This window comes from Aquimarina callyspongiae, from assembly GCF_034322225.1.
Classification (GTDB): Bacteria; Bacteroidota; Bacteroidia; order Flavobacteriales; family Flavobacteriaceae; genus Aquimarina.
The window spans coordinates 1,379,711-1,394,988 of sequence record NZ_JAXLPA010000001.1; the positions used below are offsets into that span (position 1 = coordinate 1,379,711).

Genomic DNA, 15,278 nt, shown 5'->3' on the forward strand with positions numbered 1-15,278 from the left:
AATATTAAATCTAACATGCTAATCTAAAGTCTAGTTATTTTTTAAGGTAACACTAATTTTCTCAATCATTTTTTTAGCACTTTCACTTTCAGGATTGAGCTTAAGTGATTTTCTATAATTTATTAAAGCCAATTCGTATTGTTCGTTGGTATAAAAAGCTTCTCCCAAACTATCATATACATTAGCATTATTCGGAAACTCAGAAATTGCTAGTTGAAACACTCTAATGGCATTTTGTACATTTCCATTACGTAATAACTCATAACCTAGTCTATTCAATTCGTTTGGGTTCTCAAAACTATACTCATTTAAATGTTTTTCTTTTAAATCGTAGTAAAGCTTTATTCCTTTATCTACGTTTTCAAAACAACTGCTTCTAATTGCCTGACTGATTGATTTTTTAGGGATTACGAATTCCTTTCCAAGCATAATATCGTGCACTTGATGACCAATGTCCCAAACTACATTTCTATTATTAGATAATAAAATAATAACGATGTCATTTTTAAAATCATTTAAAAAAATAGATTCGAATTTATATGATGTCCCATTATGTCTTTGAATCTGTTCTTCTTCAAAATATTCTCCAACTGAAGATGTTTTACCATCTACATAAGGATTTTTTAAAAGTGCTTTAAAAGATTCTTGAGAAATAAGAACATTAGAGTTCATAGAGTTAATCCATTTGTATAAATCATTAATATCAGTCCATAACCAACCACTAATAAATTGTATTTCTGGGCATTTAATTTTATCAAAATCATAACAAGAAGTTCTATTAATATGCCTTTTTTGAGGATCAAAAACTGAGTTTGTCATTTTTAAAGGAACTATTATATTTTCTATTACAAACTCTTCAAAAGATTGGCTTGTAACTTTTTCAATGAGTCTTCTTTGAATAAAAACACTATTATTATTGTAGTTAAAATTAGTTCCTGGCTCAAAAAGTAAACTGTCCAAACTTTTTAAATTTTTAATTGCATCGCGATCGTTTTTAACTTCTAAATCAATAGCAGGCAATCCTCCTGAATAATTTAACAGATGACGAATAGTAACTTTTTCTGCCCACTTAGGAAGCCCTAAATCATATTTTGAAATAGAATCATCTAATGAAAGTAAACCTCTTTCTGCCAGAATCATTATTGAAACACCATTAAACTCTTTTGCAATCGAGCCAATATTGAAGATTGACTTAGTATCCAGTTTTGTTTGTTGAGAACCATCTATGTAACCAAAAGATTTTTGATAAACTATAATATCATTTTTTGAAATCAGAATGTTTCCATTAAAAAGATCTCGTTCAAATGACTTCGTTATTAGAGTATCTATTTTAGATACATATTCTGGAGTATTTTGTTTTAAGTTAGGTTCTGTTTTACAACCAAAAAAGAAAAGCAGAAATGATAAAAAACTAACTTTTTTTACAATATTGAATATTCCCATAGATTTGTCACTTCCTTGTTATAACTACTTATAATCTGCTTACATAGAAATGATTTACTTTAATCATTCATCATTAATCCAACAATCGAATAAGCAGAAATCAAATCTATAGTAAAGAGAGAGAATTTAAGGTCGAAAAATAGCAGTAGTCTTTGCATTTTATAAAATACAAAACGCCAAACTCTCTTATATTTTGATTTGTTTAGATATGCCTTAAAAACATTAATATTAGAATTAAGTTTTTCAAATAAGATACCGTAGTCAAGGAAAATTTGGAACCGCAATTAATTAAGGGTTGCAATCCACCAAGTATTCCCGAAAGGATCTTGAAAACCAGCTCCTCTAGCGCCGTGATCTTCTTCCATAGGTTCCATAAGTGGTTTTGCCCCAGCATCCAATGCTTCATAATATGTTTGATCTGTATCGGTAACATACACGTACATTGATCCTGGATGAGATGGGTATTCTTTTGAGGCTTCGGCAAGAAGAATAGTGCTATCTCCTATTTTGATTTCAGAATGCTGAATTCGTTTATCAACATCCAAACTACGAATCATTTCCTGGGCATTGAATATTTTTCGAATGAAGTCAATAAAATCCTCTGCTTTTTCCACTACCAAATATGGCATTGCTTGCTGATGACCAGCTGTGATTTTCATTCGTTGCATAACCGGGATACTTAGTTTTTTCATATTCAACGAATAAACCGGTAATAATATTCTGTAAATCCTTAAAAAAATAAACTAAAATGCCAAATCTAAGAAGATATAAACCTCTTAAATTCGGCATTTTAATATAATGTGAGCGTTTATGATTTATTTATTCATCAACTCTTCTATTTCTTCTACCTCAATAGGAATATTAGCCATCAGGTTAAATGGTTCTCCTTTTTCCTGAATAACTACATCATCTTCTAGTCTAACACCAAAACCTTCATCCGGAATGTATATTCCAGGTTCTACCGTAAATATCATATTTGCCTTCATTGGCTCTGTAAGAATTCCATAATCATGAGTATCTAAACCTATATGATGTGATGTACCGTGCATAAAGTACTTTTTATAAGCTGGCCATTCTGGATCTTCTTTTTGTACATCTGCTTTGTCTATAAGTCCTAATCCTAATAATTCTGAAGTCATAATTTTACCAACCTCAACATGAAAATCTGCCCAAATAGTTCCTGGAACCAACATCTTGGTTGCTTCATTTTTTACTCTTAACACCGCATTATACACATCTCGTTGTCTTTCTGTATATTTACCAGAAACAGGAATCGTTCTCGTTAAATCACTAGCATAATTTGCATATTCTGCAGCTACATCCATCAAAATCAAATCTCCATCTTTACACTGCTGATTATTTTCAATGTAGTGTAATACGTTTGCATTATTACCACTTGCAATAATAGGAGTATATGCAAACCCTTTTGATCTATTATTTATAAACTCGTGTAATAATTCTGCTTCAATATTATATTCCCATATACCTGGCTTCACAAAATCCAAGGTTCTTCTAAAACCTTTTTCTGTAATATTACAAGCAGTCTGCATTAACTCAATCTCTATTGGATCTTTTACAGAACGTAATCGTTGTAAAATAGGATTACTTTTTGCTACTGAGTGTGCAGGGTATTTTGCTTTCCACCATTTTGTAAAACGATCCTCTCTAGTTTCTGTTTCTACTTTAGCTCTATAGTGTTCATTTGTATTAACATAAACAGTATCACATTGTGCCATGATCTCGAAAAAAACCTTCTCAAGATCCTGAAGCCAATATACAGTTTTAACTCCCGAAGTTTCAAAAGCTCTATTCTTATCCAGTTTTTCTCCTTCCCATATAGCAATTAACTCGCTAGTTTCTTTTAAGAATAAAATTTCTCGATGCTTTTCATTGGGAGCATCCGGAAAAAGTACAAGAATACTTTCTTCCTGATCTACACCACTCAGATAAAAAATATCTCTGTGTTGCTCAAAAGGTATTGTACTATCAGCACTGATAGGATATATGTCATTACTATTAAAAACGGCTATACTTTTAGGCTTCATCTGCGCTGCAAAGTTTTTACGATTTTTAATAAAGAGGTTTTTGTCTATCTGGTGATATTTCATCTGATATGTTTTTTAAGTATTTATTATGCAATTCCAAAAATAATAAAGCATAAGAGATGTATTGTTAAACAATCTCTAAAAATTTTGACACTATTTTAACAATGTATATTTTCATCCGGTTAAATAACCATCAAAATGAAAGCACACATCTCATCTTTATTACTCCTATTTGTTTCATCATTTATTTTTTCTCAACAGCAACCAACACAATCAGAAGCTGTTCAGCAAGCATTAAAACAGAAAAAACAAATGGAATCATCTTCGCTCGTCAAGAATGTTCCTTTTACAAATATTGGTCCATCGATAATGAGCGGACGAATTGTGGATATAGACGTAAACCCTAATAATACTAACGAGTTTTATGCTGGGTATGCATCAGGAGGATTATGGTACACTAATAATAATGGTACCACCTTTAATCCTGTTATGGATGCTGCCGAAACTATTAATGTTGGTGATATTGCTGTAGATTGGAAAAACAATATAGTCTGGATCGGAACCGGAGAAAATAACTCTTCAAGATCTTCTTATGCAGGTACTGGAATCCTTAAATCAACCGATAAGGGAAAAACATGGAAAAACGTTGGTCTTGCAGATTCTCATCATATTGGTCGGATTATAATTAACCCCAATAACCCAGATGAAGTTGTGGTAGGGGTAACAGGACATTTATATTCTCCAAATGATGAACGAGGTATTTATAAAACTACCGATGGAGGAAACACCTGGACTAAAACATTATTTGTCAATAACGAAACTGGAATAATTGACCTGACTTTTGCCCCCGATAATTTCAATACTATGTATGCTGCTGCTTGGGATAAGGATCGTAAAGCCTGGAATTTTGAAGGTAACGGATCTGGTTCTGCTATTTATAAGAGCGTTGACGGAGGAAATACGTGGAACAAAATATCTACTAAAGAAAGTGGTTTTCCAACAGGAAATGGAGTTGGTCGAATTGGACTAGCAGTTTTTGATGAAAATACAGTATATGCCATTCATGACAATCAATATCGTAGAGAGAAAAAGAGTGATGATGCTAAAAAAAGTACGATATTAACTAAAGAAGATTTTAAAACCATGTCTGTAGAGACATTTTTAAAATTAGAAGATAAAAAATTAAATGCTTATTTAAAGACGAATGGTTTTCAAGAAAAATATCGCTCAGAAAATGTAAAACAAATGGTTCGTGGTGGTACTGTAAAACCTATCGATCTTGCCAAGTATCTTGAAAATGCCAATGCTGCACTTTTTGATACTCCGGTTGTTGGTGCAGAAGTATATAGGAGTGATGATGGAGGAAAAACCTGGAAAAAAACACATCAAGAATATTTAGACGATATATTCTATAGTTATGGATATTATTTTGCTGTAATACAGGTAAACCCAAGCAACAAAGATCATATATATATTGCAGGTGTACCAATCTTAAAATCCAAAGATGGAGGAAAAACGTTTAAAAATATAAATGGTGAAAATGTCCATGTAGATCACCACTCAATATGGGTCAATCCTAATAATTCTAATCACTTGATTAACGGTAATGATGGAGGAGTTAATATTTCTTATGATGATGGTGAAAATTGGATCAAAGCTAATCAACCTAATGTAGGACAGTTTTATGCTATAAACATAGATCACGAGAAACCCTATAATGTATATGGTGGATTACAAGATAATGGAGTTTGGGTTGGTCCTAATAATGCAAAAGAAAGCGCTTCTTGGCATCAAACTGGAGAATATCCCTGGAAAAGTATTATGGGAGGAGACGGTATGCAAGTGCAAATTGACAATAGAGATGCAAATATCGTGTATACAGGATTTCAGTTTGGTAACTATTTTAGAATCAATCGTGAAAAAAGAGAGCAAAAATATATACAACCAAAACATGAATTAGGAGAATCTCCTTATCGATTCAATTGGCAAACTCCTATCCTATTATCTCCTCACAATCAGGATATCCTATATCTGGGCGGAAATAAACTTATGCGTTCTATGAATCAAGGAGAAGATTGGATAGCCATTTCGCAAGATTTAACCAATGGTGGTAAAAAAGGAAATGTAGCCTACGGAACATTAACTACTATTTCTGAATCTCCTTTTCAATTTGGATTGATATATACCGGAAGTGATGACGGTGTAATATCTGTAACAAAAAATACTGGAGGAAACTGGGCCAAAATTTCTAATAGTTTACCCAAAGATTTATGGGTTTCAAGAGTAATTGCCTCTTCACATAAAAAAGAACGTGTTTATGTTTCATTAAACGGATATCGTTGGGATGACTTTACACCTTATGTTTATGTAAGTGAAGATTATGGTCAAACCTGGAAAAACATTGGAAGTTCACTTCCTTTATCTCCTGTTAATGTAATTAAAGAAGATCCTAAAAACGAAAACATATTATATGTTGGAACAGATAATGGATCATATGTATCATTAGATAAGGGTGAAACCTGGCAAGCATTTTCTAAAGGAATCCCTAACGTGGCTATACATGATCTTGTAATTCAACCTGAAGCTAATGATCTATTGTTAGGAACACATGGTAGAAGTATTTATAAAACCAATATTGAGGCATTACAACTTTTAAATAACAAAATACTTCAAAAACCAATTCATGTCTTTAACCTCAATCCTTTAAAATGGTCGCAACGATGGGGTAATTCTTGGAGCAAATGGTTAGATTCTTATGAACCTTCTGTTACCATTAAGTTTTATACCAACATCCCTACTCAATATACCATACAAATAATGTCAGAAGGAGAAAAGGTGTTACAAAAATTAACCGTAGAAGCCGAAAAAGGACTTCAATACGCTAATTATGACCTTTCAATAACTGAAAAAGGGAAGAAAATTCTCGAAAAAGAATTTCCAGATGATGAAATTGTTAAAAGAAAGAATGGTAAATATTACTTGCCTGTTGGTAAATATGGGGTATTAATTTCCAGCGGAAAAGTATCTGAAAAAGTAACACTCCAAATAAAGTAAGATTCAAGTAATATGATTTAAGTTTAGGTTATAGAGTATATTAGCAATGTATAACTGCTTATTATATAACATAATCTATGAAGTTTTTCAATACATCTATATTATTGGGTATATACCTATTAGTTGGTTGTTTGAAACTACAAGCTCAAAACATTCCATCTTATAATGTAAAGCATTATGACATATTTGATGGTCTTTCAAATAATTGGGTTTCAGACATTTTTCAAGATAAAGATGGTTTTATATGGTTTGGCACGCAATATGGGTTAAATCGATTTGATGGCAAAAAATTTAAAATTTTCACTTATGTTCCTGGTGATTCTACCTCTATTCAAGCCAATTGGGTACGAAGTATAGAACAACTTAAAGATCATAAGATCTACGTAGGAACTCTTGGTGGTGGTGTTAACGTTTTAGACCCTTATAAAGAAACATTTAGTAAACTTCTAATTACATCAGATAGTATTACCGATAATGATATATCACAAATAAATAATCTAGTTAAAGATACTAATGATGATTTATGGATTTCTTCAACGGTAGGAGCATTTCAATATTTTCCAAAAAACAATACATTAGAAAAACGCTATAATAAAAACTCCTCTAACATTAGTATTTCTGAGGATGAATCCATACGAATTTTAGGAAGACAAAGGCAAGATATTTACGAAGTAAGAAATGAAACGATTAAGAAACTTCACTTTCCTCAAGATCAAAAAATATTAAATCTTTTTTCGATTACTAAGGATAGTACTTTAGTATACACCACAAGTGGATTAACACTTGTTCATCGATCAAATGACAATTGGCTTTATCAAAAAATAAATTTTGAAACAACCTATAGTAGTAGTGTTAGAGAAAGGCCTTTTATTTTTAAAGATAACCAAGGTTTTATTTGGATAAATGGCGGAGAGAAAGTTTATAAATTTTCGTCTGATCTTAAACTACAGGATTCTATAAACTTAAGGCAATTATTAGATTTTAAAGCATCTAAACATCTCAAGGCAAATTCTATGTTTCATGATATAGAAGGTAACTATTGGATAGGAACCAATCTTGGTGTTTTTCAGTTAATTGCTCACAAGCCTCTTAGGCATCCTATACTTGGTAGTATAGGAAAGGTTAGAGAAATTGAAGAATGTGGTAATCGAGTTTGGTTTGCTCTTTCTAATGGTATTTATGTATGGAATAAAAACAGTAATCAACTCTTAAATAAGATAAATGAATATACTGTAACCTCTATTAAATGTGCAAGCGATGGATTTTTATATACATTGATTAGATATGAAAATGGACAATCTGCGTTATTAAAAATAGACCCAATAACTGAAAAAACAGAACCTATTTTTTTCCCAAATGTTCCATTTTCTATGGGAGTAAGTTGGCGGATCATAGAAGATCTAAATCAGCGTCTTTGGATTGCACAATGGGACAATATTATCATATATGATCTTAAAGATCAGAGTTATTTTACCATTCCGGTTTTCAAAAAAGATACTGGAATTATAGAATTGTATCCTGATAATCAGGATAACATCTGGATTGGAAGTATCGGTAAAGGTTTACTGAAATTTTCTAATGCAAGTACAATAACCAAAGAAAGTAATTATAAATATCAACAGTTTTTGCATAAAACCAATGACCCCAGCAGCATTAGTTCTAATTTAATTCAATCAATACATCAAAGTAATAACAACCTACTTTGGATAGGAACAGATGGCGGTCTTAACAGTTTAGATCTCAAAACCGAAAAATTTCAAAGATTCCTTAGAAATGATCAAATGCCCAATGACAAAATTTTGAACATAACTAGTGATAAAACTGGTATTATCTGGTTAAGCACAATAAGTCATGGGATCATATCATATAATCCTAATACAAGAAAATATAGCAATTATATCGTAAAAGACGGGATATATGATAATTCTATGGTGCTTAGCTCTGTATATCAAAACAGAGAAGGATTCATCTGGATGGGTAGTGAAGGAGGTGTTCAATATTTTCATCCTGATCAATTAACTTCTTCAAAAAAAATATCTCCTAACCTAGTTTGGTTATCTTATACAAAATATCAAGCAGATACAACGTTGATAAAAAAATTTCCTGGTAAAGGAAAAAAAGAACTTAGCTCCTTAAATATATATCCTGAAGACCAAAATATTAGTTTTCAATTTCAAGCATTGACTTTTGAAAAACCCGAAAATGTAAGATATCACTTTAAATTAAAAGGATATCACAATGATTGGTTGCCCGCTCAGGAAAACGGAACACTTACTTTATCCTATCTTCCTAAAGGTTCTTACCAATTATTAGTAAAAACTTCTTCTGATGATCAATGGGAAATTACTTATTCGCCAATCCCAATAGTTGTAGTACCTCCTTGGTATAAAACAAATCTAGCGTACACTTTGGATGCCTTGACAATTCTATTTTTAATTTTTATAGTATATCGTATTCAATTAAGAAGGAAGATAGCAGAAACAGAAAAAGAATTTGTAACCAATCTTTCAAAAGCAAAAACAAGGTGGTTTAATCAAATCGCTCATGAATTCAGAACTCCTTTAACTGTAATTCTTGGAGCTGCTGATCAGATAAGAGATCGGTTTTCAAACAATACTACAAAAAAAACAGACAAACATTTATCACAAATAGAAGATCAGGCAAATCACTTGTCAAACCAGGTGCATCAGATTCTGGAAATAGCTCAAATGCAAGATAATCAATTAGAGATTTATCAGAGTGATGGGGATTTTGTTGCTTTTCAACGATATCTATTACGATCATTTACCTCATTAGCCGAAAAAGACAATATAACTTTAGATTTTTCAAGTTCGCACCAAGAGCTATACCTATCGTTTGATGAAGATAAGTGGAGAAAGATTACGACCAACCTAATATCCAATGCTATAAAATATAATACTCCTGGAGGTAAAGTATCTTTTTCTATAAGGTTTAAAGAACAAGAAAGCCTAGTTACTCTTGAGGTTAAGGATACTGGTATTGGTATCAAAGAAAAATTTATTCCCACATTATTTGATCCATTTACCAAAGAAAAGATAGGCGATATTCAAGGAGTTGGTCTTGGACTCACATTAACAAAAGAATTAGTGCATTTATTGAAAGGTAAAATTACTGTACAAAGCCAAAAAGGGAAAGGGACAACTTTTATTATTACTGCTCCGGTAACGGTTTCAATAGATGAACAAGAAATCTTAGATCAAGATATCAGCTTAACAGAAGATACTTCAATACCGATAATTCTTGTGGCAGAGGATCATAAAGAAGTACGGGATTACATACAATTTTGTCTCTCTTCAAATTACAAAGTGTTACAAGCTAATAATGGTCTTAAAGCTTGGAAGTTATGTGAGAAACACTTACCCGATTTGGTAATTTCTGATGTTATGATGCCTAAATTAGATGGAATTCAACTTGGAGTAAAAATTCGAGAAAATGTTGCAACCAATCATATTCCTCTTATTTTACTGACTGCAAAATCGGGCCACGATAACCAAATAGAAGGATTAAAAATTGGAGCCGACGCCTATGTAAATAAACCTTTTGATCGAGAAGAATTATTAATACGTGTCAACAACTTAATTAATACCAGGCAAAAGCTAAGAGAAAAATATCAACAAGGAGACATAGAAGTTGTTTCTGAAAATGAGACAATAGATAGCTTTATGAAAACGGTAATTCAAACTGTTCAAGATCACTTGGATAATGATCAATTTGGTGTTCCTCAATTAGCAGATCATTTGCATATAAGTCGAGTACATCTATTTAGGAAAATCAAAAACTTAACTGGTATGTCTCCCACAAAATTTATTCGTACTATTAAATTACAGCGCGCTAAAGAATTACTTAAAAACAATGAATTTACCATTGCCGAAATTGCCTATCAAATAGGCTTTAAAGACCCTGCTTATTTTACTAGAGTTTATGTAGAAGAATTTGGAGTTACTCCTACCCAATCAAGAAATAAAACTCTTTAAAACGCCTTGTTTACAAAGTGTTTTTTGAAAAATGTAACTACAGTACAGGCATTAGTAACCACAGTACAACCCTTTTAAAACTGCATATTTTACCTTGCTTGAGTAATAAAAAGCAATCAAAATTGGTTAGTGCGGTAGCAATTATAATTCTATAATATCATTGCATTGAATGTTCTCAATTTAATAACATTTATAACCGACCAGGTATCACCTTTATACTTTAAAAAGGTTTATTTGTTTTAAAAACCGCCTGACCATTTTGATAAGGACAAAAAACAATCGAAATGGACATTAAAAAAAACTCAGGCAAGAGAAAAGAGAAGAAAGTATTTTCTCTTATTCTTATCGCATGTATATTCTTTTTAACATTGAATATAGTATCAGAAACCTCTCCTTTATTAGTTACCTTAGATCATAGCTACTGGTATCTTTTACCTATATTTTCTTCTGTTATTTTTTTCATGTTCCCCCCAAATAAAACAATACAATATTCTCTAATTAACAATTTGCCTTATAACTCTTTTGGTATTGGTACAGCTTTGGCCGAAACATTCAATACAAATAGGAAAAGCTCTCTAAATTCGACTGAACAAAGAAAAAAACGATTACAATCAGAGGAATCAAAGAAAAATAAATCAACTATTGTATCCATTCCATATCTTAATGAGGTTTTTTCAGAATTTGATGACGAATCTTTATATAAAGCGCCAATAGAAACCTTATCCATTCTAAGCTATTTTGCTACCTCCTTATTTGAAAAAAATAATACCAATGATGTACTATGGGATATTGTAGAAAATTGTATTTCTCATCTTTACTTAGAAGATTGTGTGATTTATATGTTAGATAAAGAAAAAAAGTTCTTGATTCAGAAAGCTGCATTCGGAAATAAAAATAATGGCGAGAAAAAAATTATAAGCCCTATTAAAATCAAAGTTGGTGAAGGCATTGTTGGTAATGTAGCAAAATCAGGAACATATCAATACAACCCGGATGTATCCAAAAACCCTCAATACATTATTGATGATATACATCGGATGTCAGAATTATCAGTTCCTATCTTTATTGAGAATAACGTTATTGGCGTCTTAGATTCTGAACACTCAGAAAAAGATTTTTTTACTAATGATCACATCTTTCTATTTCATTTAATAGCAAAATTAACAGAGAAAAAACTAAAACAAATACACACAACCACTACCTGTCACATTACTACTAATAATGTGTATTTTAAAGAATTGGAATTTTTAATGAAAGAAGCTAAACTGTATAGGGATCCAAATTTAGGATTAGAAAGTGTAGCTAAAAGACTTAAAATCAGCAGTAACTATTTATCTCAACTTGTAAATAAACTAACCGACCAAAACTTTGCCGACTACATCAATAGTTTTAGAGTAGAAGACGCTAAGTCCAAATTAAGAAATACAAACTTTATCAATTATACTATTGTTAGTATTGCTTTAGAAGCTGGATTCAATTCTAAATCTACCTTCTATAGTGCATTTAAAAAGATAACAGGAGTCTCACCAAGTATTTATAGAAAAGTGTCTTAAAATGTCCGAATATCTTGAAATTCAAACTTTCTGGACATAATTTTCTTATTGAGTCAGTAAATTTTCCTAAAAATTAGAACTGATGAACAAATTATTCTTTTTTATAATCATCATAGCTTTGTCTATCCAAGGATGCAAAAATGATGATGACATTATTATTCAAGCACAAAATCAAAACCCTAATGATTTTTCTATTGAAGTAACCCAAATAACAAATAATAGTGCCTTACTCAAATGGAATTCTGCTATAGATCCAGATGGTGATACGATCACTTATACTGTGTTTATAGAAGAAAACGAAATACAGTCTCAGGTATCAACAACAGAATTTCTTCTCGATGGGCTTACTGATCAAACCAGTTACAGTGGCAAAGTAGTAGCTTCTGATGGAAAAACCGGAACCTCTGAAAGCACTTTTTCATTTACAACTACAAATACATCTAATGAATTTACAATTGCCTGGCAAAAATCTTTAGGAGGAACACTTAATGACGATGGATATGCCATATATCAAACAAGTGATCAAGGTTATATTGTTGCTGGTTCTGCAGAGTCTAATGATGGAGATATATCAGACAATAAAGGAGGTAAAGATTGTTGGATCATAAAATTAGATAATGAAGGTACTTTACAATGGGAAACCAATATTGGAGGATCTAATAATGAAACCGTACACGATATAAAGCAAACTACAGATGGAGGATATATTGTAGGAGCTTTTTCTACATCAACTGATGGAGATGTTACTGGAAATAACGGAATGCGTGATTTTTGGATTATAAAACTAAATGCATCTGGTGCTATTGATTGGGAAAGAAATTTTGGAGGTTCTAGTGATGATATTCTAGAATCAATTATACAAGTATCCGATGGGGGATATGTCGCTACAGGTTTCACTACATCAGATGAAATTGGGGTTAGCGGTCAATCAGATGCCTGGATATTAAAAATAGACTCATTAGGTAATTTATTGTGGGAAACAAATCTTGGAGGCTCACAAAGGGATATTGCTTTTTCTGTAGATCAAACGACTGATCTTGGATATATTGTAGCAGGATATACAGAAACAAGTGAAAATAAAAGAGATGTATGGATCGCAAAACTAAGTCCAGAAGGAAATCTTGATTGGGAAAAAACGTATGGTGGATCTGACAATGAAGAAGCTGTATCTATAGAGCAAACAAATGATGGCGGGTATATCATCGGAGGATATTCTGTATCCAATGATGGAGAGATCGGAGAAAATAAAGGAGGCAGAGATGCTATTATTATTAAAACTGACCAAGCCGGAAATATCATTTGGAAAAAAGTTATTGGTGGATCAAAATCCGAAGGGATCAATGAAATCAAACAAACCAATGATGGTGGGTATATTGCTACAGGAAGTTCAAGTTCTAGTGACATCGATGTAGAAGCAAACAATGGAGCCTCAGATTTCTGGATATTAAGATTAGGAGCTAGCGGAGATTTGATTTGGCAAAAGAATCTCGGAGATGAAGGAGATGATTATGCCTTTTCTATACAACAAACTGCAGATACTGGTTTTATCGTTGCCGGAACTTGGTATACCAATATCACAGGAACTGGAGAAGGAACTACCGGGGATTTCAACTATTGGGTAATTAAACTAGAGTAATTTTACTAATCTGGATTTATATCAAATTCAGGTTAGAATCTTATTACAAGTATAATTTGTAATGATTAGGTTTTTTGTCCAATTGCTTTTCATTACTCCGGGATCCTCATTAACTAACCTAATCATCTGTAATGAGGATCCTTTTCTTAAATTTGTTATAAATGAAACGAATAATTTTAATCTTTATATTCTTTTTCACTACCTTATTTTCAGGTTTTTCTTGTTTTTGGGATTATGATACCTTGGAAATGGAACGGCAACGATTTCCAAACATTATTGAGTTAATTTCGGGTAAATTCTTAAGACATTCTCCAGAATTTTACCGTTGGCGTATACAAAATAGAGAAGAACGGCTTAAAAATCATCCAGATAGTCTGGATCTATATGATGATCTTGCTGTATCATATTCAAAAATTGGTGATCATCAAAAGGCAATAGATGTTATATTACAAAAAGAGCTAAAACGACCTCAACAATATAAAACCTATGCTAATTTAGGAACCTTTTATTTACATAATGGCGAATTCAAAAAAGGAATTATATACATTGACAAAGCCATACAAATCAATCCCAATGCGCATTTTGGAAGAGAAATATACCAACGCCATTTAGCCGCATATATTCTTACTAAAATGAAAAATGGTAAAATATCATTACCATTATCTACAAAGCTGAGACGATGTTTAGAATGTCCTCCCAGAAATGATCTTGATAATTTCTATAATTTTTTAATTCAGCAGTATTCATCTCAAAAAACCTCAAATAAGCCAATCAAAACTTTACCCGATGAAGAACTAGAAAAAGCCATTATAGGTATCAAAGGAATGATGAAGTTTGGAAATTACAATTCTCCAATTTTACTAGAAGCATTGGGTGATCTCTTAATGGCGTCTGGTCAAAAAGAAGGAGCTCGACAATTAGCTGCCAGAGCATATTTTAAAGCTTCTTATCACAGTAAAAACATAGAAACAACGAATCTCTATAAGCAGAAAGTTGCATTTGTACTTTACCATCAATTTACCAAACGGCAAGGAAAAAGATTTACCATCACTGAACTCGAAAATCTCTTAAAAGAAGAGATAGCTGAAGGGGTGAATTTTTATAATACTATTCGTAGAGATGAAATGAACTGGATACAACTTGGTAAAAATCCAGAACAAGAATTCTCAAAAAAATATTATTCGCAACCATCAATTGGAAGAAGAGTTCAAAAAACAAATACAACTACCTCTAATGTTGAAAATCATTATAAAAAATTTACCTCAATACAAAGAACTAAAGATTCCCTGTTTACTCCAGAAGGTAATACTCTTCTAAACGATACTCTTAACAATCAAATAGAAAACAACACTTATAAAAATAGGTCAAAAGAAGAATCGGTTTCTACTACGGTTCTATCCCAAAAAAATAACAAAACTTCTTACTGGATACCTATCATTCTTGTTATAATATTAGGGGTAATCACAGTACTCCTAATAGTAAAAAGAAAGCCAAATAGATAATTCCTCTTTCAGGCAAACACCCCAAAAACTATCCGAATTCTTTGAATTTC

Annotated in this window: 8 protein-coding genes; 5 read left to right on the forward strand and 3 right to left on the reverse strand. The window is 31.8% G+C overall.

Annotated features, from left to right (window positions below):
• Positions 1-30: 30 nt before the first annotated feature.
• From U0D62_RS05760 to U0D62_RS05770, 3 genes are all read right to left on the reverse strand, one after another.
• Positions 31-1,443 carry a serine hydrolase gene (locus U0D62_RS05760; RefSeq protein WP_322194411.1) on the reverse strand — a complete coding sequence of 471 codons (1,413 nt, stop codon included), beginning with the start codon at positions 1,441-1,443 and terminating at the stop codon, positions 31-33.
• Between the two features lie 284 nt (positions 1,444-1,727).
• Entirely contained in the window at positions 1,728-2,135 is a 408-nt protein-coding gene (locus tag U0D62_RS05765) for a VOC family protein (protein WP_322194413.1), read from the reverse strand.
• A 123-nt stretch (positions 2,136-2,258) separates the two neighbouring features.
• Positions 2,259-3,551 (reverse strand): aminopeptidase P family protein, encoded by a 1,293-nt coding sequence (locus tag U0D62_RS05770; protein ID WP_322194415.1) that lies wholly within the window; start codon positions 3,549-3,551, stop codon positions 2,259-2,261.
• Between the two features lie 135 nt (positions 3,552-3,686).
• Between U0D62_RS05770 and U0D62_RS05775 the strand changes: the two genes are divergently transcribed.
• From U0D62_RS05775 to U0D62_RS05795, 5 genes are all read left to right on the forward strand, one after another.
• Positions 3,687-6,542: a VPS10 domain-containing protein gene (locus U0D62_RS05775; RefSeq protein WP_322194417.1), complete on the forward strand. Its 2,856-nt coding sequence runs from the start codon at positions 3,687-3,689 to the stop codon at positions 6,540-6,542.
• Positions 6,543-6,619: 77 nt separating this feature from the next.
• Entirely contained in the window at positions 6,620-10,537 is a 3,918-nt protein-coding gene (locus tag U0D62_RS05780; protein WP_322194419.1) for a hybrid sensor histidine kinase/response regulator transcription factor, read from the forward strand.
• Positions 10,538-10,821: 284 nt separating this feature from the next.
• The gene (locus U0D62_RS05785) at positions 10,822-12,090 is read left to right on the forward strand and encodes a helix-turn-helix domain-containing protein (protein ID WP_322194422.1); all 1,269 of its coding nucleotides are present in this window, start codon (positions 10,822-10,824) and stop codon (positions 12,088-12,090) included.
• An 82-nt stretch (positions 12,091-12,172) separates the two neighbouring features.
• A complete protein-coding gene (locus U0D62_RS05790; protein WP_322194424.1) occupies positions 12,173-13,726 on the forward strand; it encodes a fibronectin type III domain-containing protein in 1,554 nt (517 codons plus the stop codon).
• A 161-nt stretch (positions 13,727-13,887) separates the two neighbouring features.
• Complete coding sequence (locus U0D62_RS05795) at positions 13,888-15,228, forward strand: tetratricopeptide repeat protein (protein WP_322194426.1); 1,341 nt, start codon at positions 13,888-13,890, stop codon at positions 15,226-15,228.
• Positions 15,229-15,278 lie beyond the last annotated feature (50 nt).